Origin of the sequence: Microlunatus elymi, from assembly GCF_007362775.1 — a bacterium.
Classification (GTDB): Bacteria; Actinomycetota; Actinomycetes; order Propionibacteriales; family Propionibacteriaceae; genus Microlunatus; species Microlunatus elymi.
Genome location: NZ_CP041692.1, coordinates 5,054,423 through 5,077,538 on the forward strand (window position 1 = coordinate 5,054,423; position 23,116 = coordinate 5,077,538).

At 66.7% G+C, this 23,116-nt stretch carries 22 protein-coding genes; 6 read left to right on the forward strand and 16 right to left on the reverse strand.

Going from position 1 to position 23,116, the window contains the following annotated elements:
* Positions 1-2: 2 nt before the first annotated feature.
* The gene (locus tag FOE78_RS23170; protein WP_143988358.1) at positions 3-854 is read right to left on the reverse strand and encodes a hypothetical protein; all 852 of its coding nucleotides are present in this window, start codon (positions 852-854) and stop codon (positions 3-5) included.
* Positions 851-1,798, reverse strand: a complete 948-nt coding sequence (locus FOE78_RS23175) for an ABC transporter ATP-binding protein (RefSeq protein ID WP_143988359.1) — start codon at positions 1,796-1,798, stop codon at positions 851-853. The genes FOE78_RS23170 and FOE78_RS23175 overlap by 4 nt, the downstream gene beginning before the upstream one ends.
* 350 nt (positions 1,799-2,148) lie before the next feature.
* Here FOE78_RS23175 and FOE78_RS23180 point away from each other — a divergent pair, with 350 nt between their 5' ends.
* A complete protein-coding gene (locus tag FOE78_RS23180; RefSeq protein ID WP_143988360.1) occupies positions 2,149-2,331 on the forward strand; it encodes a PspC domain-containing protein in 183 nt (60 codons plus the stop codon).
* A 288-nt stretch (positions 2,332-2,619) separates the two neighbouring features.
* On the opposite strand, the gene FOE78_RS23185 is transcribed toward FOE78_RS23180, so the two are convergent.
* The 3 genes from FOE78_RS23185 to FOE78_RS23195 are packed head-to-tail and all read right to left on the reverse strand — an operon-like array spanning position 2,620 to position 5,229.
* Positions 2,620-3,600: an ABC transporter ATP-binding protein gene (locus FOE78_RS23185; protein WP_143988361.1), complete on the reverse strand. Its 981-nt coding sequence runs from the start codon at positions 3,598-3,600 to the stop codon at positions 2,620-2,622.
* 2 nt (positions 3,601-3,602) lie between these two features.
* Positions 3,603-4,442, reverse strand: coding sequence for an ABC transporter permease (locus FOE78_RS23190; protein ID WP_228265966.1), 840 nt, complete (start codon positions 4,440-4,442; stop codon positions 3,603-3,605).
* On the reverse strand, positions 4,435-5,229 hold the full coding sequence (locus FOE78_RS23195) for an ABC transporter permease (RefSeq protein ID WP_143988362.1): 795 nt from the start codon (positions 5,227-5,229) through the stop codon (positions 4,435-4,437). The genes FOE78_RS23190 and FOE78_RS23195 overlap by 8 nt, the downstream gene beginning before the upstream one ends.
* 137 nt (positions 5,230-5,366) lie before the next feature.
* Here FOE78_RS23195 and FOE78_RS23200 point away from each other — a divergent pair, with 137 nt between their 5' ends.
* The 3 genes from FOE78_RS23200 (at position 5,367) to FOE78_RS23210 (ending at position 7,876) form a co-directional block, all read left to right on the forward strand.
* The gene (locus tag FOE78_RS23200) at positions 5,367-5,978 is read left to right on the forward strand and encodes a TMEM175 family protein (protein WP_143988363.1); all 612 of its coding nucleotides are present in this window, start codon (positions 5,367-5,369) and stop codon (positions 5,976-5,978) included.
* A 71-nt stretch (positions 5,979-6,049) separates the two neighbouring features.
* On the forward strand, positions 6,050-7,228 hold the full coding sequence (locus FOE78_RS23205; protein ID WP_143988364.1) for an FAD-binding domain: 1,179 nt from the start codon (positions 6,050-6,052) through the stop codon (positions 7,226-7,228).
* A gap of 12 nt (positions 7,229-7,240) precedes the next feature.
* On the forward strand, positions 7,241-7,876 hold the full coding sequence (locus FOE78_RS23210) for a TetR/AcrR family transcriptional regulator (protein WP_143988365.1): 636 nt from the start codon (positions 7,241-7,243) through the stop codon (positions 7,874-7,876).
* Here FOE78_RS23210 and FOE78_RS23215 read toward each other — a convergent pair.
* The 4 genes from FOE78_RS23215 to purD all read right to left on the reverse strand — a co-directional run bounded on the left by FOE78_RS23215 (position 7,833) and on the right by purD (position 11,412).
* Complete coding sequence (locus FOE78_RS23215; RefSeq protein WP_143988366.1) at positions 7,833-8,087, reverse strand: helix-turn-helix domain-containing protein; 255 nt, start codon at positions 8,085-8,087, stop codon at positions 7,833-7,835. The two genes, FOE78_RS23210 and FOE78_RS23215, sit on opposite strands and share 44 nt — an antisense overlap.
* Positions 8,087-8,593, reverse strand: coding sequence for a DUF2975 domain-containing protein (locus FOE78_RS23220; RefSeq protein WP_143988367.1), 507 nt, complete (start codon positions 8,591-8,593; stop codon positions 8,087-8,089). The genes FOE78_RS23215 and FOE78_RS23220 overlap by 1 nt, the downstream gene beginning before the upstream one ends.
* A 117-nt stretch (positions 8,594-8,710) precedes the next feature.
* Positions 8,711-10,144, reverse strand: coding sequence for an adenylosuccinate lyase (gene purB / locus FOE78_RS23225; protein ID WP_143988368.1), 1,434 nt, complete (start codon positions 10,142-10,144; stop codon positions 8,711-8,713).
* A 2-nt stretch (positions 10,145-10,146) separates the two neighbouring features.
* Positions 10,147-11,412, reverse strand: a complete 1,266-nt coding sequence (purD, locus tag FOE78_RS23230) for a phosphoribosylamine--glycine ligase (protein WP_143989040.1) — start codon at positions 11,410-11,412, stop codon at positions 10,147-10,149.
* A 252-nt stretch (positions 11,413-11,664) separates the two neighbouring features.
* On the opposite strand from purD, the gene FOE78_RS23235 reads away from it, so the two are divergent.
* Entirely contained in the window at positions 11,665-13,773 is a 2,109-nt protein-coding gene (locus FOE78_RS23235) for an ABC transporter substrate-binding protein (RefSeq protein WP_143988369.1), read from the forward strand.
* Between the two features lie 481 nt (positions 13,774-14,254).
* Here the strand turns inward: FOE78_RS23235 and FOE78_RS23240 are convergent, their stop codons facing one another.
* The 6 genes from FOE78_RS23240 to FOE78_RS23265 form a co-directional block, all read right to left on the reverse strand.
* Complete coding sequence (locus FOE78_RS23240) at positions 14,255-15,538, reverse strand: adenylosuccinate synthase (RefSeq protein ID WP_143988370.1); 1,284 nt, start codon at positions 15,536-15,538, stop codon at positions 14,255-14,257.
* Between the two features lie 111 nt (positions 15,539-15,649).
* The gene (locus FOE78_RS23245; RefSeq protein ID WP_228265967.1) at positions 15,650-16,093 is read right to left on the reverse strand and encodes a DUF3151 domain-containing protein; all 444 of its coding nucleotides are present in this window, start codon (positions 16,091-16,093) and stop codon (positions 15,650-15,652) included.
* A gap of 113 nt (positions 16,094-16,206) precedes the next feature.
* The gene (locus FOE78_RS23250) at positions 16,207-17,196 is read right to left on the reverse strand and encodes a magnesium transporter CorA family protein (RefSeq protein ID WP_143988371.1); all 990 of its coding nucleotides are present in this window, start codon (positions 17,194-17,196) and stop codon (positions 16,207-16,209) included.
* Positions 17,197-17,310: 114 nt separating this feature from the next.
* The gene (gene fbaA / locus FOE78_RS23255) at positions 17,311-18,336 is read right to left on the reverse strand and encodes a class II fructose-bisphosphate aldolase (protein ID WP_143988372.1); all 1,026 of its coding nucleotides are present in this window, start codon (positions 18,334-18,336) and stop codon (positions 17,311-17,313) included.
* A 79-nt stretch (positions 18,337-18,415) separates the two neighbouring features.
* The gene (locus tag FOE78_RS23260; RefSeq protein ID WP_143988373.1) at positions 18,416-18,952 is read right to left on the reverse strand and encodes a hypothetical protein; all 537 of its coding nucleotides are present in this window, start codon (positions 18,950-18,952) and stop codon (positions 18,416-18,418) included.
* Positions 18,953-19,024: 72 nt separating this feature from the next.
* Complete coding sequence (locus FOE78_RS23265) at positions 19,025-19,819, reverse strand: GntR family transcriptional regulator (protein WP_228265968.1); 795 nt, start codon at positions 19,817-19,819, stop codon at positions 19,025-19,027.
* 318 nt (positions 19,820-20,137) lie between these two features.
* Here FOE78_RS23265 and FOE78_RS23270 point away from each other — a divergent pair, with 318 nt between their 5' ends.
* Positions 20,138-21,175 carry an SIS domain-containing protein gene (locus tag FOE78_RS23270; protein ID WP_143988374.1) on the forward strand — a complete coding sequence of 346 codons (1,038 nt, stop codon included), beginning with the start codon at positions 20,138-20,140 and terminating at the stop codon, positions 21,173-21,175.
* A gap of 151 nt (positions 21,176-21,326) precedes the next feature.
* Here FOE78_RS23270 and FOE78_RS23275 read toward each other — a convergent pair whose 3' ends face one another.
* Positions 21,327-23,090, reverse strand: coding sequence for a dipeptide ABC transporter ATP-binding protein (locus FOE78_RS23275; protein WP_143988375.1), 1,764 nt, complete (start codon positions 23,088-23,090; stop codon positions 21,327-21,329).
* Positions 23,091-23,116: the final 26 nt, after the last annotated feature.

Here is a 23,116-nt window from a genome sequence, read left to right on the forward strand (position 1 = left end):
ATTCAGTCGATGTCGCGGCGCAGCACCAACAGATAGCCGACCGCCGCGGGCACCACGGCCCAGGCCACCAGTACGACGAAACCGGTGATCGCCGACTGGCCGTCGCCGAGGCCGGCGGCCTGCATCAGACTGCTCGCCCCGGACCCGAGCATGGCGTTGGTCGCGTTGGTCGGCATCTGATGGCTCAGCACCGTCCAGTGATTGGCGGTGAAGAGCGTCGCCAGCAGCGGTTCCACGATGTAGGCGAAGGCGACCGCGACGGTGATCGAGACGATCATGTTCCGGATCAGGATGCCCAGGCCGTACCCGATCATCGCCCACAGGGCGATGGTGACGATGTTCATCAGCAGCGCCTGCCAACTGGAGGCACTTCCCAGCTGCAACGATCCGCCCTTGATCAGGACGAAGATCACCGCGACCAGGAAGCCGAGCACCGTCGACGCCAGCCCGAGGGACAGCCCGAAGCCCAGCGTGATGCCGCCCTTGGCGAGCGCGACGCGGCTGCGTCGTGGTTCGGCGAGGTACGTGGTCGCCAGCGTCTTGTGCCGGTATTCCACACCCATCGCGATCGCGCCGGCCACGATCGCGATGATCCGGCTGAACTGGTTGCCGCCGGCGTAAATCATGGCGATCGCCGAGGATTTGTCGAGCACCAGGTCACTGCCGCCGCCGGCACTCAGCAACACGATCGCACCGTAGAGGCCGCCGCCGGCGGCACCGGCAGCCGCGCTGATGATCATCAGCACGATCCACATCCGAGTCGTGATCAACTTGCGCAGTTCGGCGATCAGCAACTGACCGAAGCCGAGCCGTCGCATGCCGGGCAGGCTGCCGGCGGCTGTCGCGACGCTCATGCCTCTCCTCCCAACAGGGCAAAGAATTCCGCCTCCAGATCGACCTGGAGGTCGGCCAGTTCGAGAACCGGCACACCGGCGTCGAACAGCGCCCGACCGAGGCCGGCCAGATCCGACCCTTCGACCCGCAGGTAGGTCCCGGACCGGTCCTCGGCCGACCGCCATGACAGCCCCAGGCCGTCCAGCACCGGTCCGGCGACCGCGACCTCGGGGACTCGCAGCCGTATCGCCGCCCGTTCGGTGGACAGTTCTCGCATCGGCGCCTGCCGGATCAGCTTGCCGTTGTTGATCACCACCACGTCGTCGACGGTGGCCTCGACCTCGTTCAGGATGTGCGACGACATCAGCACCACCCGACCCGGGGCGGCGAACGCCCGCAGGAAGCCGCGCAGCCACCGGATGCCCTCCGGATCCAGCCCGTTGGCCGGTTCGTCCAAGATCAAATAGTCCGGATCGCCGAGCAGTGCACCGGCCAGCGCCAACCGTTGCCGCATGCCGAGCGAGTAGCCACCGACCCGTCGATCCGCGGCGTCGGCCAGGGCCACCAACTCCAGCAGCTGATTGATCCGGTCATCGGTGGCACCGGCCGTCGCCGCCAGCACCCGCAGGTGATCGCGGCCGCTGCGCCCCGGATGGAACGCGGGCTCCAGCACGGCGCCGACGGTGCGTTGTGGTTGCGGCAGCTCGACGTAGGAGAGGGTGCCGAAGGTCGCCGACCCGGCGGTTGCAGCGACCAGGCCCAGGAGGGTACGCAGGGTGGTGGACTTGCCGGCACCGTTCGGCCCGAGGAAGCCGGTGATCCGTCCGGGCTCGACGGTGAAACTGAGTTGATCAACGGCTCGTACCCTGCCGAACGTCTTCACCAGCGAGTCGATGACGATCGGCGCAACACTCTGCTGTGGCTGCGACGGCGGCAGAGTCGCGCTCGGAGCCGACTGGGACATGACGACACCTCAAGGTGGTTGAGTCGGAAGGTTGACGCGGCTGTACGTGATCTTGCTGCCTGACCCTATGGCATGGTGGAGTCACCCCGCTGGGCTTCGATTAGCCGAGGTACGCGTTGTGTCGGGCCCGGCGAATCGACGCGGACCTCGGCAGATCCCGGGCGAGGGATGTCCGCGGGACGACGTTGCCGGGGTCCAGTGCAGTCAGGGTCTGCCCGACCGCATCCCTGAGGCGTCCCGGGCGGAACCGTCGAAACAAGGATCACGACCCTGCCGATGCGGCAGAGTAGTGGACGTCGCCGATCTCGTACCGGCGGCGAACAACCGACAAACCAGGAGTTAGGAATCCCATGTCCACCCTCGCCCGCCCTCGGAACGACCGCATGATCGCCGGCGTCTGCTCAGCATTGGGCCGACGGTTCGGGATTTCCGCCAACGTTGTCCGGCTGATCTTCGTGCTCAGCTGCCTGTTGCCCGGGCCGCAGTTCCTGATCTACATCCTCGGCTGGATCCTGATCCCCGAAGAGCGCTGATCCCAGAACCACACTCCACCCCCGAACGCTCCCGCACCCCTCCGGTGCGGGAGCGTTTCTGTTGCCCGTGCGACGCGCCGCCGACCTCACGATCGGTACGCCGCCGCCCCGCTCACCGCCCGCCCGAAGTCGCGACAACACGACTTCGAGCGGTCGATCCAGGTCTCCGGCCAGCCCAAACTCGCGTTGTCACGACTTCGTGCATCGGGACCGGCCCCGGCCCAGCCCAAACTCGCGTTGTCGCGACTTCGGGTTGCGGGCGCGGACCGATCCCCCGGACCTGCGGGCTCAGCGGTGGTAGAGGGTGCGGACGATGTCCTCGATGGCGGGTTCGGAGAGGGTGAGGTCCCGGACCTCGGCTACGGCGGTGACCTCGGCGAGAACCTTGGCCGCCGTGGTCTCGTCGGGGGCGAAGGAGAACTGCTGGCGGGCACCGTTGAGTTCGCTGCCGACATTGGTCGCGCTGGGCACCGCGATCGGCGATCGCGGTTCGGCCAGGTCGACGATGAGCACCCGCTGCATGGCCACCCGGCGGGCCAGCCCGTCCAGGGTTCCGTCGTAGGCGAGTCGTCCGTGATCAACGACCAGCACCCGTTCGCAGAGCCGTTCGATGTCGCTCATGTCGTGGGTGGTGAGCAACAGCGTGGTGCCGCGCTCGGCCCGTTCGGCGATCAGGAACTGCCGCAGCCGCTCCTTGCTGATCATGTCCAGCCCGATGGTCGGTTCGTCCAAGATCAACAACCGCGGCCGGTGCACCAGCGCGGCTGCCACCTCACCGCGCATCCGCTCACCCAACGACAACTGGCGTACCGGAGTGTTGAGGAATCCCGACAACTCCAGCCCGTCGATCAGTTCGTCGATCCGCGGCTTCGCTGCCTCGGCACTGATCCGGTGGACCGCGGCCAGGATGGTGAACGACTCGCCCAGCGGGAGGTCCCACCACAGTTGACTTCGCTGGCCGAAGACGACGCCGATCTCGCAGGCCAGGGTCCGGCGTTGCGGCACCGGATCGAAGCCGCAAGTCCGGACTCGCCCGGAGCTAGGCACGAGGATGCCGGTGAGCATCTTGATCGTGGTCGACTTTCCGGCCCCGTTGGCGCCGATGTAGCCGCACGCCTCACCGGCGTTGATGCTGGCGGTGATGCCGTCCACCGCATGCACCACCCGCTTGTCGCGGCGGATCCGGCCGGCTTTGGCGCGGACGACGAAGGATCGCCGCAGTTCGTCCAACTGGATGATCGGGTCGGACTTGTGTTCGATCGTCTCCATGATCAACCTCCGGCTCCGGTGTAGTGGCGAACGCCCAATCGCCAGATCAGATAGGCCAGCAGCCAGCTCCAGACCGCGAACACCGGCGCAAACCAGCCGAGCCACGCCGGCAGGAACGTCGGGCCGTCCAGTCCCAAGATCAACAAGCACGGCAGGTACGCGGTGACGGTGACGGGAAAGACGAAGGTGAACAGCACCCGCAGCGGCGCCAGCAGCACACTGCCGGGAAGGTGGCCGGCGTAAGAACCCCCGTACACAAAGGCATTGGTGAATTCTGACCCGTCGATGATCCAGAACTGGATCCCGCCCGCCAGGACGAACAGAGCGGCGTAGATCGCGGCCCCGTAGATCGGCGTGGTGATCAACAGGTAGATGTTCTGCGCACTCAGATCGAGGTCCAGCCAGAACACCATCGCGATCGCGACCAGCAGACCCAGCAGGGCCCGCCCGACCCGGCGGAGCTGGAAGTCGGAGGTGATCATCTGCGCCAGCACCGGCATCGGCCGGACCAGGAACGCCTCCAGCTTGCCTTCCCGGATGTAGCGCGGGATCTGATCGGTCTGGCCGAAGATCAGGTCTGCGAGGCTGAAACCGAGATTGGCCAACCCGAACACCAGCGTGGCCTGGCCGAAGGTCATTCCGCCCAACGTCGGCGTGTTGGTCAGCAGCACGTAGATCTCGACGAACTCCAACGCCCCGGTGAAGAACGAGTTCACCGCGTTGATCCAGAAGCTGGAACGGTAGGTCAGCTGGGCGCGGATCCGCGACCGCAGCACGGTCGCGTACGACTCCCGTACCGAGATCGAGGTCGGATCTCGACGAACCGATTGCAGCTCAGCCACCCTGCACCACCAATCGCGACTGTGCCCGCCACATCATCAACCGGGTGATCAACACCAGCACCGCGATCCAGATCAGCTGCACGCCGATGACTTGCAGCGCCGCGCCGCCGATCACCCGACCGGAGATCACGTCGATCGGGCTCTGGAACATCGACGGGAACGGCGACGCCTGGGCGATGGTCTGCAGCCAGCCCGGGAAGATGTGCACCGGCACGTAGAAGCCGCTGAGCAGCGACATCAGCAGCAGGTACAGATTGGCGTAGCCCTGCACGTCGAAGGTCCAGAAGCTGATCAGGTTGACCCCGTAGCGGAGCAGGAAACTGATCGACACCGCACAGGCCAGGCTGAAAAGTCCGAGCGGCGCGGCGGTCCAGGAGTCCGGCAGCGCCAGCCCGGTGGTCAGCGCCCCGATGATCAACGGCAACAGGCCACGAGCCGGCAGCATCAGCGCTGCCCGCCCGAAATCCCTTGCCCAGTAGGAAAGTTGCAGGTCCAGTGGCCGGGACAGGTCGATCGCGATCTCGCCGGTGCGAACCCGCTCGGACACCTCGTGCTGACTCATCAGCCCGATGCCGGCGAGCAGTCCCTGGCCGAGCCAGACGTACGTCGATGCCTCGGCCTTGTCGTAGCCGGCGATGGTTCCGCCGGCACCGATCAGCGCGGCGTAGAAAACGCTGAACCGGATGAAGCCGAAGATGCTGTTGGTGAAGACTCCGGCGGCCAGCGCCAGCCGATAGGTGCTCTGCCGCCTGAACTCTGCCGAAGCGAGGAGGAAGTAGCGGCGCACAAACGCAAGAACTTAGGACCTGCGGTTCCGGCCGTCAATGGCTTTGGCGTGTTGATGCGTACCACGGGCGTGTCCCCGGGCGGCCGAGCCCGAGAACCAGCGGCTCGGTCCCCGGCCGGGCCCCTAAGATCACCGCCATGCCGACTAGCCGACTCGAGGCGTTCAGCGACGGTGTACTGGCGATCATCATCACCATCATGGTGCTGGAGCTCAAGATCCCGCACGGCCCCACGGCGCACGACCTGCTGGCCGCCGCTCCGGGCCTGCTGACCTACCTGCTGAGCTTCGTCTACATCGGCATCTACTGGAACAACCACCACCATCTGTTCCAGTTGGTGTCGACGGTCAACGGTGCCGTTCTCTGGGCCAATCTGCACCTCCTGTTCTGGCTGTCGCTGCTGCCGTTCACCACCGCCTGGATGGACGACGAGCGACTCGCCCCGCTCCCCACCGCCGTGTACGGGGTGGACCTGCTGCTCTGTGCGATCGCCTGGTACGTCCTGCAGCAGGTGATCTTCCGGGCCGAGGGTGCGGGCTCTCGGCTGCGACGGGTCGTCGGCACGGACCTGAAGGGCAAACTGTCGCCGTTGCTCTACGTCCTCGGAATCGCCGCCGCGGCGTGGCAGACCTGGATCTCGATCGTGCTCTACACGGTCGTGGCGCTGGCCTGGCTGGTGCCCGACCGTCGGTTCGAGCGTGCGATCGCCGCTGCCGCCGATTCCTCCGACGGCGACGGCTCGGACCGGTAGCTCAACCACCTGGCGGAAATTCGACCACCGGTCTAAACTGTCGGTCGAACCGCAAGTCGAGGAGGCTGCTGATGAACGTGCTGATCGTGGGAGCCGGGATCGCCGGCCCGACGCTCGCGTACTGGTTGCTCCGGGCCGGCCACCAGCCGACTCTGGTCGAGCGCGCCCCGGAGCTGCGCCGCGGCGGATACCTGATCGATTTCTGGGGAGCGGGTTTCGACGTGGCCGACCGGATGGGCATCGTGCCGGAATTGCGCCGGCGTGGTTACGTGATGCATGAGGCGCGGTCGGTCGGCCGGGACGGTCGGCTGATCGGCTCGATCAAGACCTCGGCCATCATGGGCGCACTGGACCGATACGTGAGCATCGCTCGTACGGATCTGGCCGCGACGATCTACGCCGCACTCGACGGCGGTGCCGAGCTGATCCTCGACGACACGGTGCGGGCGCTGGATGACGACGGCGATCGGGTCCGGGTCACCTTCGAGAACTCGGCATCGCGGGACTTCGATCTCGTCGTCGGCGCGGACGGCCTGCACTCGCAGATCCGCCGGCTTGCCTTCGGCCCGGACGAGCAGTTCGAGCAGTACCAGGACATGGTCGTCTCGGTGTTCGACATCGAGGGCTATCGCCCGCGTGACGAACTCGTTGCGTTGATGCATGCGGAGCCCGGCTTCCAGGTCGTCCGGGTCTCGTTGCGTGACGACGTCACGATGGTGATCTTCACGGTCCGGCACGACGGACCGGTGCCACTGGGCAGCGTCGCCGAGCAGCAGGCGCTACTGCGCGAGCGTTTGCGAGGCGCGGGCTGGGAGACCTCGGCACTGCTGGACGCCATGCCGCAGGCGCGGAGCTTCTACTTCGATGCGGTCAGCCAGATCGAGATGCCGTCCTGGACGCGGGGCCGGGTCGCGCTGGTCGGCGATGCGGCGGCGTGTCCTTCCCTGTTGGCCGGGCAGGGCTCTGCGCTGGCGATGGTCGAGTCCTATGTGCTCGCCGCAGAGCTGGCGCGCTCTGCCGGTGATCATCAGCAGGCGTTCGCTCGCTACCGGGCGACGCTGGCGACGTTCCTGCAGTCCAAGCAGGCCGCGGCACGGCGGCTCGGCCTGGCGTTCGCACCCAGGAACCGCTTCCAACTGCTGGTTCGGGACACCACGATGCGGTTTATGGGGATCCCCAAGGTGACCGAGCTGGCGATGGGTCGCAGCTTCCGCGATGCCATCGAGTTGCCCGACTTCGCGGCTGTCTGAGGAGTCGATCAGATGGTGCGACCCCGATTCGCCAAGCTCCCTCCCGCGCAGCAGCAGGCCATCCTGTCGGCCGCGTCGGCGGAGTTCGCCGCGCACGGCTTCCACGACAGTTCGCTCAATCGCGTGATCGAGACGGCCGGCATCTCCAAAGGCTCGCTGTACTACTACTTCGACGGCAAGGAAGACCTGTACGCCCATGTCGTACGGGTCGAGCTCGAGCAGGTCTTTGCTCGGGTCGGCCCGTTCGATCTGCCGACCGACCCCGATCCGGACACCTATTGGGCGGCACTGGAGGCGTACTACCTGCAGCTGATGACCAGCCTCGAGGCAACTCCGCAACTGGCGGCGCTGATCCGCGGCTGGCTCGTCGCCTCGTCGACGCCGGCGATGCAGCAACTCCAAACCGAGCTCGAGCGGTCGGTCACCCCCTGGATGGAACGCGTTCTCGCCCGAGGACAGCAGATTGGAGCCGTCCGGACCGACCTGCCGTCAAGCCTGTTGATCGCGGTGGTCGGCGGGATGGGTCAGGCGATGGACGGCTGGCTGCTGACTCAATCAGCCGGCTCTCCCGACGCTGAATCTGCTGAGCGTCTACCCCGGCTGATCAGTGCGCTGGTCGGGATGATCCGTCGAGCACTGCGTCCGTGACCTCTCGGTCCGACTCCCAACGCAGAAGGTCACCCGGTTGACAGTCCAGGACCTCGCACAAGGCAGCCAGGGTTGAGAATCGGACGGCCTTGGCGCGTCCGTTCTTCAGGACGGCCAGGTTCGCCGGGGTGATGCCGATCCGTTCGGACAAGGTGCCGACCGACATCTTCCGCTTGGCGAGCATCACGTCGATGTCCACGACGATCGGCATCAGATCACCTCGTCCAACTCGGACTGAAGATGCTTTGCCTCCGAGTCGAGCGCCACCGCCTGCGCCAGGAGCACACGTAACACCAACACGATCAACGCGACGCCCGCCACCACCAGAGCAAGCCCACAGATGATGGCCACCAGTCCCGGCGCGATCTCGTCCCCGGGCGTCGTCCGGTTGCTGTATGCGGCGACCACCGCGACCCCGAACGTGAGCACCGACGCCGCGGCGATCGCGCCGATCACCACATCGACGTAGCGGAACGCCGCGTGAGAGAAGACCGTGCCGCGCCGCACCATGGTCAGCAGCCGCCAGATGCAGACGGCGGTGACCTGCATCGTGCCGACGCCGAGCACCACGATCACCACGAACGGCACGCGGATGCCGTCAGCCGTTCCTTCCATGTCCCGCCAGATCAGCGGTGCCATCACGCATTGCACCACCAGCGATCCCGCCAGCGCGACGACCAACACGATCCGCAGCGCCAAGATTGCAAGCCTGCCCATTTCAACCCTCGGTTGTCGTGAAACAGTAGTAATCTATCGATATTCGAGAGATTGAACAAGAACTAAGGCACTTTCCAGCTCTTCGACAAGCTCAGGGCCCCTGATCGGGAAGTCCGCTCAGAGGATGTCGCCGGGGCGGTAGGCGGCGGCCTCGGGGTGAGCCGCGGCGATGGCCTCGACCTCGGCGGCCAGGGTACGGATCTGGCTGACGGCGGTGCCGGCGAGCTCCAGCGGGTTGGCCAGCACGGTGTCAAGTTCCTGACGATTCAGACCCAGCCGCGGATCGGCGGCGAAGCGGTCGAGCAGATCGTTCTCACGCTTGCCCGTCTCGCGCATCTCCAGCGCGACGGCGACGGCATGCTCCTTGATCGCCTCGTGCGCGGCCTCCCGGCCGGTACCACTGCGTACGGCGGCCATCAACACCTTGGTGGTGGTCAGGAACGGCAGGTAGCGCTCCAGTTCGGTGTTGATCACCGCGGGGAACGGGCCGAAGTCTCCGAGCACCGAGAGGAACGTCTCGAACAAGCCGTCCAGGGCGAAGAACGCGTCGGGCAACGCGACCCGGCGCACCACCGAGTCCGAGACGTCGCCCTCGTTCCACTGATCGCCGGCGAGTTCTCCGATCATCGACACGTAACCGCGGATCACCACCGACAGCCCGTTGATCCGTTCGCAGGATCGGGTGTTCATCTTGTGCGGCATCGCCGAGGAGCCGACCTGACCCGGCCGGAAACCCTCGGTGACCAACTCGTTGCCGGCCATCAGCCGGATGCTGGTGGCGACGTTGGAGGGCGCTGCGGCGACCTGGGCCAGTGCGCTGACCACGTCGTAGTCGAGCGATCGGGGGTAGACCTGGCCGGTCGAGGTGAACACCTCGCTGAAGCCGAGGTGTTCGGCGATCCGGCGTTCCAGTTCGGCGACCTTGGCCTCGTCGCCGTTCATCAGGTCGAGCATGTCCTGGCTGGTGCCGACCGGACCCTTGATTCCGCGCAGCGGGTAGCGGTTGATCAATTCGGTCACTCGGGCATAGCTGACCAGCGCCTCGTCCGCGGCGGTGGCGAACCGCTTGCCCAAGGTGGTGACCTGCGCGGCGACGTTGTGCGAACGACCGGCCATCGGCAGCTCGCCGTGCTCGGCTGCCAACCGGGTGAGCTGCACGAGAGCGGCAACGATCCGATCGCGGATGATCCGCAGCGCGGAGACGATCTGCAGCTGTTCGACGTTCTCGGTCAGGTCGCGGCTGGTCATCCCCTTGTGGATGTGCTCGTAGCCCGCCAGCGCGTTGAACTCCTCGATCCGCGCCTTCACGTCGTGCCGCGTGATCCGCTCGCGGGCGGCGATGCTGGCCAGATCGACCGTGCCGATCACCTTCTCGTACGCGGCGATCACGGCGTCCGGATCGTCACCACCGAAGTCGACCCCGAGATCGCGTTGTGCCACCAGTACGGTGATCCACAACCGACGTTCGGTGATGATCTTGTTCTCCGGCGACCAGAGCTGCTGCATCTGGGCCGAGGCGTACCGGTTGGCGAGGACGTTCGGGACGCTCATGATCAACTTTCTTCAGATCCGTTGCGGTACGAGGAAATCGCGCCCTCGGCGGCAGCCCGGGCGATGTCGCGACGATAGAACGAGCCGTCGAGTTTGATCTTGGCGATCTCGGCGTAGGCCTGATCCCGGGCAGCGGCAAGATCGTCGCCGAGCCCGACCACGGTCAGCACCCGGCCGCCGGCGCTGACCAATCCGTCCCGGTCGGCGGTGCCGGCATGGAACGCCGGCGCGGCGAGTTGCTCCAGCCCGGTGATTCGGCGGCCGGTGATCGGCTTCTGCGGGTATCCCTCGGACGCCAGCACGACGCCGACGGCGGCACCTGGCTTCCACCGCAGCGGCGGGTGTCCGGCCAACTTGCCGGTGGCGGCCGCGTACAGCAATTGCCCCAGCGGGGTGTCGAGCTTTCTCAACAGGGGTTGGGTTTCCGGGTCGCCGAACCGTACGTTGAACTCGACCACTCGAATGCCGCGGGAGGTCAGTGCCAGACCGGCGTAGAGCAACCCGACGAACGGGCTGCCGCGTCGCGCCAACTCGTCCACGGTCGGTTGCAACACCGTGTCCAGCACGGTCTGCACCAGATCGTCGGGCGCCCACGGCAGCGGGGTGTAGGCGCCCATCCCGCCGGTGTTCGGCCCGGCATCGCCGTCGCCGACGCGTTTGAAGTCCTGGGCCGGTTGCATCGGCAACACCGTGCTGCCGTCGCAGATCGCGAACAGACTGACCTCGGGACCGTCCAGATAGTCCTCGATCACCACTCGCCCGCACTGCGCGGCATGATCAACTGCCGCCTGCAGGTCGTCAGTGACGATCACTCCCTTGCCGGCGGCCAGACCGTCGTCCTTGACCACGTACGGAGCACCGAACTTCTCCAACGCAGCCCGCACTTCGTCTGCGGAACTGCAGGCAACCGAGTCGGCGGTGGGCACGCCCGCGGCGGCCATCACGTCCTTGGCGAACTCCTTGCTGCCCTCCAGCCGCGCTGCTGCGCCGCTCGGGCCGAAGCAGGCGATCCCGGCAGCTCGTACCGCGTCGCAGACCCCGGCGACCAGCGGCGCCTCCGGTCCGACCACGACCAGGTCGACGGCCAACCGGCCGGCCAACTCGGCAACCGCCGAGCCGGAATTCGCATCGACGGGGTGGTTGGTGGCGACCGCGGCGGTGCCCGGATTGCCCGGTGCCACATGCACCGCACTGACCGCCGGATCGCGGCTGAGCGCGAGCGCGATGGCGTGCTCCCGTCCACCGTTGCCGACCACCAGCACCGAGATGCGTTCATCGTCCGTCGCCACGGCCGGAAGCCTACCGAGCGCGCGGGCAGCGGCAGAATCGATCGGCGGTCGGCATCGTCGGTCGGGCCACAGGTCACGGTTGATCACGTCTTGGCCACAAACGTTTGCAGACCCGGCGCTCAATCCGTACAGTCAGCCAGAACAGCAAGGTCTTGGCACACCCTGGGCCCGCTGCCCAGCCGCGCTCCGAGACGGAGCCGCCCGATCACACCGACCAATGGGGGTCGCAACATGAGTGGTTTCAATCGACGCACGCTGCTCTGGTCATCCGCGGTCGTGGCCGGCACGGTCGCCCTGGGGGCCTGCTCCGGCGGCGGATCGGACAACAACCCGACCGGTCAACCCAGCAACGGCAACTCCGCGTCCAACGGATCGGCAACCAAGCCGTTGCCGAAGCCTGCCAAATACCAACAGGCGCCGAGCCTGGACGGCAAAGGACTGCCGCCGGTGGAGGAACGGCTGCCGGACAATCCTTACGTCATTCCGCACAAGTGGGTGCAGCCGGGCAAGTACGGCGGCAACCTGAACATGATCACGTTCAGCAGCTCCGGCGCGGGCTCGGCCGACTCGGATCGGGAGTTCTACTACGGCCACTCGCTGCTGCGCTGGCTGAACGACGGCCAGACGGTCGGTCCGGGCCTGGTCGAGAGCTGGGAGACCAACGACGACGCCTCCGAGTGGACCTTCCACTTCCGCAAGGGTCTGAAGTGGTCCGACGGCGAGCCCTGGACCACCCAGGACATCCTGTGGTGGTGGAACGAGTTCGTCCTCAAGCAGAAGATGGCGGTGTCCCCACCGGACGAGGCCCGGTCCGGCAAGGGAACGCTGGCGAAGTTCGACGCGGTTGACGACGTCACGCTGAAGCTGACCTACGACACACCGGCGCCACTGACGGCCGACCGGCTGGCGGCGTACGTCAACGGCAACATCGGCAAGAACGGTTCCATCTGGATGATGCCGAGTCACTATCTGAAGCAGTTCTATCCCGGCACGGGCAAGAACGTGCCCAAGGACTGGGACGTCGTCGGCGGTCTGATGCAGACCAAGGCCGACTGGCACCGCAACCCCGACTGCCCGACGATGATCGGCTACAAGTGCAAGTCGTTCAACTCCGACAAGGGCGTGGTGCTGGAACGCAACCCGTACTACTGGGCGGTGATGCCGAACGGTGATCAACTTCCGTACATCGACGAGGTCCAGTTCACAGTCTTCTCCGACCCCGAGGCCGGCAAACTCCAACTCCAGCAGGGATCCGTGGACTACTGCCATGGTCCGTTCAACCAGATCACCCTGCAGGACGTCCAAGGTCTGCGCGATTCGGCGGACAAGGCCGGCACCGAGGTGATCTTGTGGGACAGCGGATCGGGCACGGGCTCGATCTTCTTCTTCAACTACGACTACATCGACGACGACCTCCGGGCGCTGATTCGTGAGCCGAAGTTCCGCCAGGCCATCTCGTACGCGTTCGACCGGGACGCAGTGCAGAAGTCCGTCTACTTCAACACCGGGGAGAAGACCACCGGCACCCATGGCACGAAGGCGGCCGAGTTCCTGGTCAACGACACCGGCAAGAAGCTGTATCAGCAGTGGCGGGACGCCTACGTCGCCCACGACCCGGAGAAGGCGAAGCAGCTGCTCGACGAGCTCGGAGTCAAGGACACCGACGGCGACGGGATGCGGGAGCTGCCGAGCGGCAAGAAGCTCAAGCTGCGGATCGACTACTCGGCCGATCAGTCGCCGGAGCACACCGCAAAGGACAACCAGCTCGTCGCCGACCTCAAGGCGGTCGGCTTGGAGATGACCCGCAATCCCGTTCCACCACAGGCATTCAACGACCAGTGGATGACCGGAAAGCTGATGGCACACTCCAACTGGGAGATCTCGAACGTCGGCATCTCGCTGATCCAGCCGATGTGGTTGGTGCCGATCGAGTACACCCGCTGGGCGCCGTTGGAAGGTCAGTGGTACCAGCAACTGGGCACCGGCACCAACGACAAGGAGACCGACGTCGACCCGTGGAAGCGGCACCCACCGCGGATGGAGGCCGAGAAGGACGGCCCGGTGGCCAAGCTGTGGGATCTCTACAATCGCGCCCGGGTCGAGCCGGACAAGCAACGCCAGTACGAGCTGGTCTGGGAGATCGAGAAGATCCACATCTCGGACGGACCGTTCTTCATGGGCTGTGTCGCCAACTACCCGCAGGTCATCGTTGCCAAGAAGGATCTCGGCAACATTCCCCGCAAGGAGAATCTCGCCACCGGCGGCCTGGTGAACCCGTGGGGCCACCCGACCCCGGCGGTGTACGACCCGGAGTGCTACTACTGGAAGACGCAGTCTTGATACGCGGTCGAGTCGCTGCAGCTGCCGCGATCTAGGTTGGCGGCTTGCGTTGCGGGGACAGTCCCCGCACCCCTTACCTCGGGTGCGTCCACAGACTCGTCGCGCCGGCACCTCCGCTACGCTGCGGTGCCGGTCTCGCGCTGGGGCGCTCGGCGGGCGTTCAATTCGACCTTCAAGCGATCGAGGCGCGGCAGCGGGGCCCGGCTTGTCGAGGGACCAGAAGGGTGGCCGAGTTGCGGTCCAAGGCGCGGGCGATGGGCCTGCCGGCGCCGATGAATGTGCCTGCAAGATGGCTGCGAATTTCGCCGGAACGGGTGCTTCTCGCCGGCAGATCCCGGCTGGCTCGGTGAGCGACGGCGCTGAGAGCTAGCGAACCCTGAGATTGAGGCGCCAGTTGGGCATTTCGGCGTTCTGGAGCCCGAATTCGCGAACTGGCGCCTCATCCTCAGGGTCAGAGGCTATACCTCGACCGCGTATTCAGTCAGAGCAGCTCGCGGAGCATCACGACCTCGCCGCGGCCGGGACCTACGCCGATGCCGGAGATCGGGGCGCCGACGAGTTCCTCCAGCCGCTTCACGTAGGCCTGGGTGTTGGCGGGCAGGTCGTCGAAGTCGCGGCAGCCGGAGATGTCCTCGGTCCAGCCGTCCATGAACTCGTAGACCGGCTTGGCGTGATGGAACTCGGTCTGCGTCATCGGCATCGTGTCGTGCCGGACGCCGTCCACTTCGTACGCGACGCAGATCGGGATCTGTTCCCAGCCGGTGAGCACGTCGAGCTTGGTCAGGAAGATGTCGGTGAACGAGTTGATCTTGTGCGCGTGCTCCACCACCAGCGCGTCGAACCAGCCGCAGCGCCGCTTGCGGCCGGTGGTGGTGCCGAACTCGCCGCCGTCGTTGCGGAGCTTGTCGCCGTCGGCGTCCAGCAGCTCGGTGGGCATCGGGCCCTCGCCGACTCGTGTGGTGTACGCCTTGGCAATGCCGATCACCCGATCGATTCGGGTCGGCCCCACCCCGGCACCGACGCAGGCCCCGGCGGCGACCGGGTTGGACGAGGTCACGTACGGATAGGTGCCATGATCAACATCGAGGTGATGCGCCTGCGCGCCCTCGAACAGGACGACTTTTCCGTTGTCCAGTTCATCATTCAGCAGTCGTGCGGTGTCGGCGACATGCGGTCGGATCCGATCGACGAAGGACAACAGATGCTCGGTCACCTCGGCCGGCTCGACCGCCCGGCGGTTGTACACCTTGACCAGCAGGTGATTCTTCTGATCCAGCGCTGCCTCGACCTTCTTGGCCAAGATCGACTCGTCGAAAAGATCTTGGATCCGGATGCCCAGCCGGTTGATCTTGTCCGAGTACGCCGGCCCGATGCCTCGGCCGGTGGTGCCGATCTTTGCCTTGCCCAGAAAGCGTTCGGTGACCTTGTCGATGGTCTGGTGGTAGCTGGTGATCACGTGCGCGTTGGCCGACACCAGCAGGCCCGAGGTGTCCACGCCGCGTTCGGCGAGCGCGTCGATCTCGGTGAAGAGCACGTCCAGGTCGACCACGACGCCGTTGCCGATCACCGGCCGGCAGCCCGGGTTCAGGGTGCCGGACGGCAGCAGGTGCAGGGCGAATCGCTCACCGTTGACGACGATCGTGTGGCCGGCGTTGTTGCCGCCGGAGTAACGCACGCAGTAGTCCGTGCGGTCCCCCAGCTGGTCGGTCGCCTTGCCCTTGCCCTCGTCGCCCCACTGGGAGCCCACCACCACGATGCCCGGCATGTCGTGCCCTTTATCTCTCGAAAGCGTGAAGTCCCGCGAGACGCAGGTCTCGGGGACTCTTGCGGCATCACTCTAGAGGATCACTCGGGCATGGATCGCGACCGCGCGAACCTACCCGGCCAGTTCGCGGTACGCGGTCTCCGACGAGTCGCGCAGGAATTGAGAGCAGCGGTCCTGTTCCTCGGCCTCGCCGATCCGACCGGCCGCCACCGACAACGCCCAGAGCGCGCGCAGGAAGCCACGGTTGGGTTCGTGCTCCCACGGCACCGGGCCGGAACCGCGCCAGCCCGCGCGGCGCAGTGCGTCCAACCCGCGGTGATAGCCGGTCCTGGCATAGGCGTACGCGATCAGAGTTTCGGCCGGGGTATCGGCAGCCAGCGACCGTTCGGCGAGGATCGCCCAGCCCAAGCTGGAGGCCGGATGCGCGCTGACGATCTCGACCACCCGTTCCGGACTCGCCGAGGCCAGTTCGGCGGCGGCGATATCGGTGGGCAGCTCGGTCTGCGGTACGCCGGCCGCGTGGGCCAGCAGGTTGCGATGCGTCGGCTCGGTCACGGGGCCATCCTGCCAGCAGCGTTGGGAAGTCTGGATCCGTGGTTGGGTTGAAGGTCCTTCGACAGGCTCAGGACTCTTGGCCAGATCGCGTCGCGCCGTACTCAGCAGCCTGGTCAGATCCAGGACTTGCGGCGGAAGACGACGTACAGGATCACTGCGGCGACGATCATCAGGGCCAGGTAGACGATGAAGCCGACGGTGGTGTCCTGCAGCCAGAAGTGCACGTTCATGCCGACGAAACCGGTGACCAGGGTGGGCACGGCGAGGATGCCTGCCCAGCCGCTGAGCTTCTTCATCACGTCCGACATCCGGGCGTTGTCCAACGCCAGGCTGGTGTCGAAGATCGTCTGCAGACTGTCGCCGAGGACCGCGACCGTGCTCGCCACCCGGTCGCCGTGATCAAGGATCAGCGTCCACCGCCGGGTGTCGATCTCGGTCATGTCCGCGGCACTGTCCAGCAGGTCCTGCATCGCTTCTCGGGTCGGATCGGCAACCCGACGCAATTCGGTCACCGCGCGCCGCAGCCGGAACGCGTCCAACTTCCCATCCCGGCTGAGCGGATCACCACCGAACAGTTGCTCGGCCAACTGATCGCTGGCCGCCTCCAGCTCGACTGCGATGTCAGCCAGTTGACTGATCACGTAGTCGATCACATGCCGGGCCGCGCCCTCGGCACCCACCGCAGCCAACCGCTTGCTCGCAGCCGCCAGCATCCGGGCCAGTTCGCTGCCGTACTGATCATCGACCAGAACGATCATGATCTGCTCGGCGATGATCAAGGAGACGTCGTTGCCGACCAGTTCCCGGCCCTGCAGCCGAACGGCCCGTAACCGGACCAGTCGAGTGCCGTCGATCTCGGCGAACCGCACCCGGTGGCCGGGCTTCAGCAGCTCGGCGAGGATCAGTTCGTCCAAGCCGAGCATCCGGACCAGTCGGCGCAGATCTCCCGTTTCGGTACGAGGTGCGATCGCCCAGGCCGACGCGTCGCCGTTCTGCTGCAACACGTCGGCCAGGTCGTCACCGTGTACGTCGTGGGCGATGATCCGATCGCCGATCCACACCTGACTCAGATCGACCGGACGACTCGCCAGGACGTCACTCATCTCCAACGGGGCATCTCCATGATCAAGTACGCGATTCCATGATCAACTACGTTCGGTCCCATGATCGCCACGGCCGGGTTCACCGCACGCGACACTGACCGGACGACGCCATGATCAACTGTTCGGCGAGGTGCCGGTGCTGCGCAGGTTCTCACACGCCGCGGCGACCCGTTCGGCCATGCCGGCTTCGGCGGCCTTGCCCCAGGCCCGCGGGTCGTACGCCTTCTTGTTGCCCACCTCCCCGTCGACCTTGAGCACGCCGTCGTAGTTGGTGAACATGTGCGCGGCGGCCGGCCGGGTGAACGCGTACTGGGTGTCGGTGTCGATGTTCATCTTGATCACGCCGTAGTCGACGGCGGCCCGGATCTCTTCCAGGGTTGAGCCGGAGCCACCGTGGAAGACCAGATCGAACGGACGCTGGATGCCGATCTTGGCGCCGACCTCGTCCTGGATCTGCTGCAACACCTCGGGCCGCAGCTTGACGGCTCCGGGCTTGTAGACACCGTGCACGTTGCCGAAGGTGAGGGCGGTGATGTAGCGGCCCTTCTCGCCGGCGCCCAGCACCTCGACGGTACGCAGCCCGTCGGCCGGGGTGGTGTAGAGCTTCTCGTTGATCTCGTTGCTCACCCCGTCCTCCTCACCACCGACCACGCCGACCTCGATCTCCAAGATGATCTTGGCCGCGGCGGTCAACTCGAGCAGCTCGGAGGCGATCGACAGGTTCTCCTCCAGCGGGACCGCCGAACCGTCCCACATGTGCGACTGGAAGAGCGGATTCTCGCCGCGCTGTACGCGTTCGGTCGAGATCGCCAGCAGCGGCCGGACGTAGCTGTCCAGCTTGTCCTTCGGACAGTGGTCGGTGTGCACCGCGATGTTGACCGGGTAGTTCTTGGCCACGGTGTGGGCGTACTCGGCCAGCGCCACGGCACCGGTGACCATGTTCTTGATCTTGGGGCCGGAGGCGTACTCGGCGCCGCCGGTGGAGACCTGCACGATCCCGTCCGAGCCGGCGTCGGTGAATCCCTGCAGCGCGGCGTTCAGGGTCTGGGAGGACGTGACGTTGATCGCCGGATAGGCGAACGAGCCGGCCTTGGCTCGGTCGATCATCTCGGCGTAGACCTCTGGTGTCGCAATGGGCATGGACGATCCCTTCGAGTGTTGCTTCGTTGCTTCGCCGACAGTCTTCCACGGCTGAGCCGCAGACGATGAACGGCGTGTCCTAACTGTCCAGCTCGCCGAGATCGACGCCGAACCGGCCGCCGGAGTAGGCACGCGCGGCAGTGTCCAAACTGGCCGGCCGGACCGGCAACTGCTCCAACGGCAGGGACACACTGGCGCCGTCGTGCCGGGTTGCCCGCAGCACCGGGCCGCCGGGCCAGGAGCCCTTCGCAGCGGCCAGCGATTCCAACTCGGTCCAGGCGATCGACGCGCCCGCCAATTCGACTCCGGTGCGATCGATCCGCAGGGCGAGACCGGTACCGACTCCGGCGGCTGCTCGCTGGGCGGCGCGGTAGCCGATCACCATCGCAACCACCCAGCCGATGCCGGCCAACAGCACCAGGCCGTAGATGATGATCATCGGCAACGGGTTGGCGATGAACCGGTCCCGCTGCCAGATGAAGATCACGATCAAGATCACGATGCTGATGCCGAGGCTGATCAGCCGGCTGCGTACCATCCCACGCCACCGGTCGACCCGCGCCCTGGTCTCGGTGCCGTCGTATTCCACGGACAGTTCGTCGATGACTCCGCTCACCCGGCCCATTCTGACCTACCGAGCCGGTCGGGTCGGCGCGGATCTTCGCGGCGCGCGAGTTCTCCCGACGCGTCAGTTCTCCCGGGCGCCGCGCGGGGTGATCGCCATGTGGATGCGGTACCGGTCGGCGCGATAGGCCGACGACGACATCTCGATCACCTGGTTGCCGGCGTAGGTGACTCGCTCCTGCACGAGCAGCGGGGCCCGCTTCGCGATGCCGAGAATCCTTGCCTGGTGGGCATCCGCGGCTTCGGCACGTACGGTCTGCTCACCGCTGGTGACCACCACCCCGTACTCGTGCGCGAACACGTCGTAGAGCGAACCGAGCTCGCGGTCGAGCAGGCCGGGGAAGAGCGCCGCCGGGTAGTAACCCACCTCGTACGCCATCGGGGTGCCGTCCGCGGTCCGCAGCCGCTCGACCCTGATCACCGCCCGCTTGGGCCGGATCCGCAGCGCGTAGGCGACGTCGTCGGACGCGAACTCCTCGGCCGCCGACAGCACCACCGTCGCCGGGATCAGGCCGCGGTCGCGCATCTCCCGCGAGAACGAGGTCAGGTGCAGCCGAGAGTCGACCTGCGGTCCGGTGACGTAGGTGCCCTTGCCGTGCACCCGTTCCAACGCGCCGGCCTCGACCAGATCGGCGATGGCCTGCCGGACCGTCACCCGGCTCACCCCCAGGCGGGTGACGAGGACGCGTTCGGACGGGATGGCGTCGCCGGGATGCAACTCGGAGTCGATCAATCGCTCCAGGATCTCCCGGACCTGGGCGCGTTTGGTCGGGGCGGGACCGGCCGGCCGGTCGACCCGGTAGCGCTCGACGAATCCGTCGGAGTTGCTGACCTCGCTGAACGACACGTCGTCGGGCACGTCGCTCCCTCCTTTGCTCTGCTCTGCTCGGCGCGTCGCCTGCCGCGTTGCTTGCCGCCGATGCGGGTTTGCGACGGCCGAAGACTCGGTGCTGAGGTCCCATCCGGATCCACCGGAAAGAGCCTGTCGACCCCTGACACCACGACCCGGGTCGACCATTACGATGATGGCGGTCCGCTAGACCAGTCCATACCAGTATGACGGAGGGTATTCGTGCCCAACAACACCGATGCGCCCGACGCTGCAGCCAACACACCTGCAGCCGACCCCACAGCAGACAACGGGGTTGGGCCATCGACGAACGATGCGCAGACGCTGATGTCTGCCGAGATCGGCGAGCAGCCCGCGGCACTGGAGGCGACCCTGGCCGGGTTGCTGCCGATGCGCCCGCGGATCGCGCAGTTGGCGGGCGGCCGCAAACGGGTGTTGCTGGTGGCGCGAGGCTCCAGCGACAACGCGGCCATCTACGGCCGTTACCTGGCCGAACTGCATGCCGGCATCTCGGCCTCGTTGGCCGCGCCCTCGGTGGCCACGCTGTACGACGCCCGGGTCGATCTGTCGGACACGCTGGCCATCTGCGTCAGCCAGTCCGGTTCGACCACCGAGATCGTCGAGACACTCGAATGGACGCGGCGCTGCGGAGCGATCACGATCGCGATCACCAACGTGGAGGACTCGCCGCTGGCCAGTGCTGCGGATCTGGCGTTGATCACCCGCGCCGGGATCGAGCGCGCGGTGCCGGCGACCAAGTCGTACACCACTCAGGTGGCCGCGTTGGCAGTCGCGATGGACGCGCTGGCCACTTCGGCGGGGAAGAAAGGCTTGCTGGACAAGGAATTCAGCCAGATCGGTGATCATGCTCGGGCGATGCTGGCGACCCCGGCCGAGACGCTGGACGCGATGGCCGGCGCACTGGCCGAGGTGGACGAAGTGCTGACCAGTGGCCGGGGCATCGCCTTCGGCACCACCCTGGAGACCGCGCTGAAGCTGGAAGAAACCTGCCTTCGGCCGGTACGAGGGTTGTCCTATGCCGACCTGAAACACGGCCCGATCGCCATTGTTGATCATGAACTGCTGACCGTCCTGGTGGCCGGTCCGAGCGGTCCGACCGTGCCCGGGCTGACCGAGCTGGCCGGAACCGTACGGGAGAAGCACAGCATGGTGCTCGGCATCGGCGGCGACGAGGAATTCCGCTCGGCTTGCGATCTGGCCGTTCCGGGCCCCGACGCCAGTGAGATCTTGGCGCCGCTGACCCTGATCATTCCTGCCCAGCTGATCGTCGAACGCCTGGCCCACAAGCTCGGCTTGAACCCGGACGTCCCGCGCGGACTGCGCAAAGTCACCCAGACCGACTGAGCCACCTGCGTACGCCCCTGCGACTCCCCCGCAGCCTCAGCCGCGCGCAACAGTTACCCCCGCGCGCGGAATATCCGGTGCGGGAGAAGGTTTCGCGCGCGGCCGTGTGGAGGCCCGGAGATTTCGCGCGCGGCTGTTCGGGGCGCGTTGGCTAGCGGGCGGTCTGCAGTTCTGCCCAGACCTCGCGGCGTTGCCGTTGCTCGTCCGGGTCGGCGACCGGTACGGCGGCCAGCAGCCGTTGGGTGTACGGGTCGACGGGCGAACGCAGCACGACGTCGGTCGGGCCGGACTCGACCTCTCTGCCGTCCTGCAGCACGACCACGGTGCGGGTCATCTCCGACACCACGGCAAGATCATGACTGATGAACAGCCAGGCGAACCCGTACTCGGCCTGCAGACTGCTGAACAGTTGCAGGACTTGATCTTGAACGGAGACGTCCAGCGCACTGGTCGGCTCGTCGGCGATCACCAGACTCGGCCGCAGTGCCAGCGCCCGGGCGATGGCGACACGCTGCCGCTGACCGCCGGAAAGCTCGTGTGGGTAGCGATCGGCGAGCTTGCCGCCCAGTTGCACCGCGTCCAGCAACTCGGCCACGCGGGTGGCCCGACCGGCCGACGAAGTGTCGGAGTGCAGTCGGATCGGTTCGCCGATGCTGCGGCCGATGGTGTGCCGCGGATTGAGACTCGAGGTCGGGTCCTGGAACACCATCCCCAGCCGGGTCCGCAACCGGCGCAGCTTCCGGCCGCGCAGACCCGACAGATCGATGCCGTCGATCCGGACCGTGCCGGCCGCGGGACTGATCAGCCCGGCCAGGGTACGGCCGATGGTCGACTTGCCGGAGCCGGATTCTCCAACCAGGCCTAGGGTTTCGCCAGGTTCGATCCGCAGCGAGACATCCCGGACCGCGGGCAGACCGCTGCCCAGTCCCCGACCGTGATAGACGACGCTGACATGATCAAGTTCCGCCGCCGGAGCCGCCGGGACGGTCTCGGCTGTCGGTGCGGCTGCCGATTCGGCGACCGGTGCGGCCCGCCTCCCGGTCTCGTCGATCCGCAGACTGGCCAACCGGGGCACGGCATCCAGCAGCCGACGGGTGTAATCCTGCTGCGGCCGGGCGAACAGCGCGACGGCCGGCGCCGCCTCGACGATCTCGCCGGATCGCATCACCGCCACGTCATCGGCCACGTCCGCCACCACGCCCATGTCGTGGGTGATCAACAACACCGAGGTGCCGAGCCGCTCGGTCAGGCCCCGGATGAGTTCCAGGATCTGCGCCTGCACCGTGACGTCCAGCGCGGTGGTCGGCTCGTCGGCGATCAACACGTACGGATCATTGCCGATCGCCATCGCGATCATGGCCCGTTGCAACTGACCGCCGGATGCCTCGTGCGGGTAGGCCCGAGCGATCCGACGCGGGTTGCGGACCTCCACCGATTCGAGCAACTCCAGCACGCGTTGCTCGGCCTGGGCACGGGTCAGGTCCCGGTGATGGGTCCGCAGCGCCTCGGCGATCTGGTTGCCGATGGTGAACACCGGGTTCAGAGCGTTCATCGGCTCCTGGAAGATGGTGCCGACCCGGCCACCGCGAACCGAACGCAGGGCGGCCGGATCCGCACCCAGCAACTCCTGGCCGGCCAGCCGGATGCTGCCGGTGACCCGAGCCGTACCCGGCAACAGATCGAGCACCGACATCGCGGTGACGCTCTTCCCGGAACCCGACTCCCCGACCAGCGCCAGCACCCGACCCGACTGCAGCTCGAAGTCGACACCGTGCACGACCTCGCGGGCCGGCCCCGAACTGCCGGCCCCCGCGGCGAACTCGATGTGCAGATCGGAAACGGCGAGCGTCGGGTCGTCGACCGGGGTGCGTTCCGGCCCTTCGACAGGCTCAGGACCCTGCTCGCGCTCAGTCACCTTCGTCGTCCGCTCTGCGCTCACTC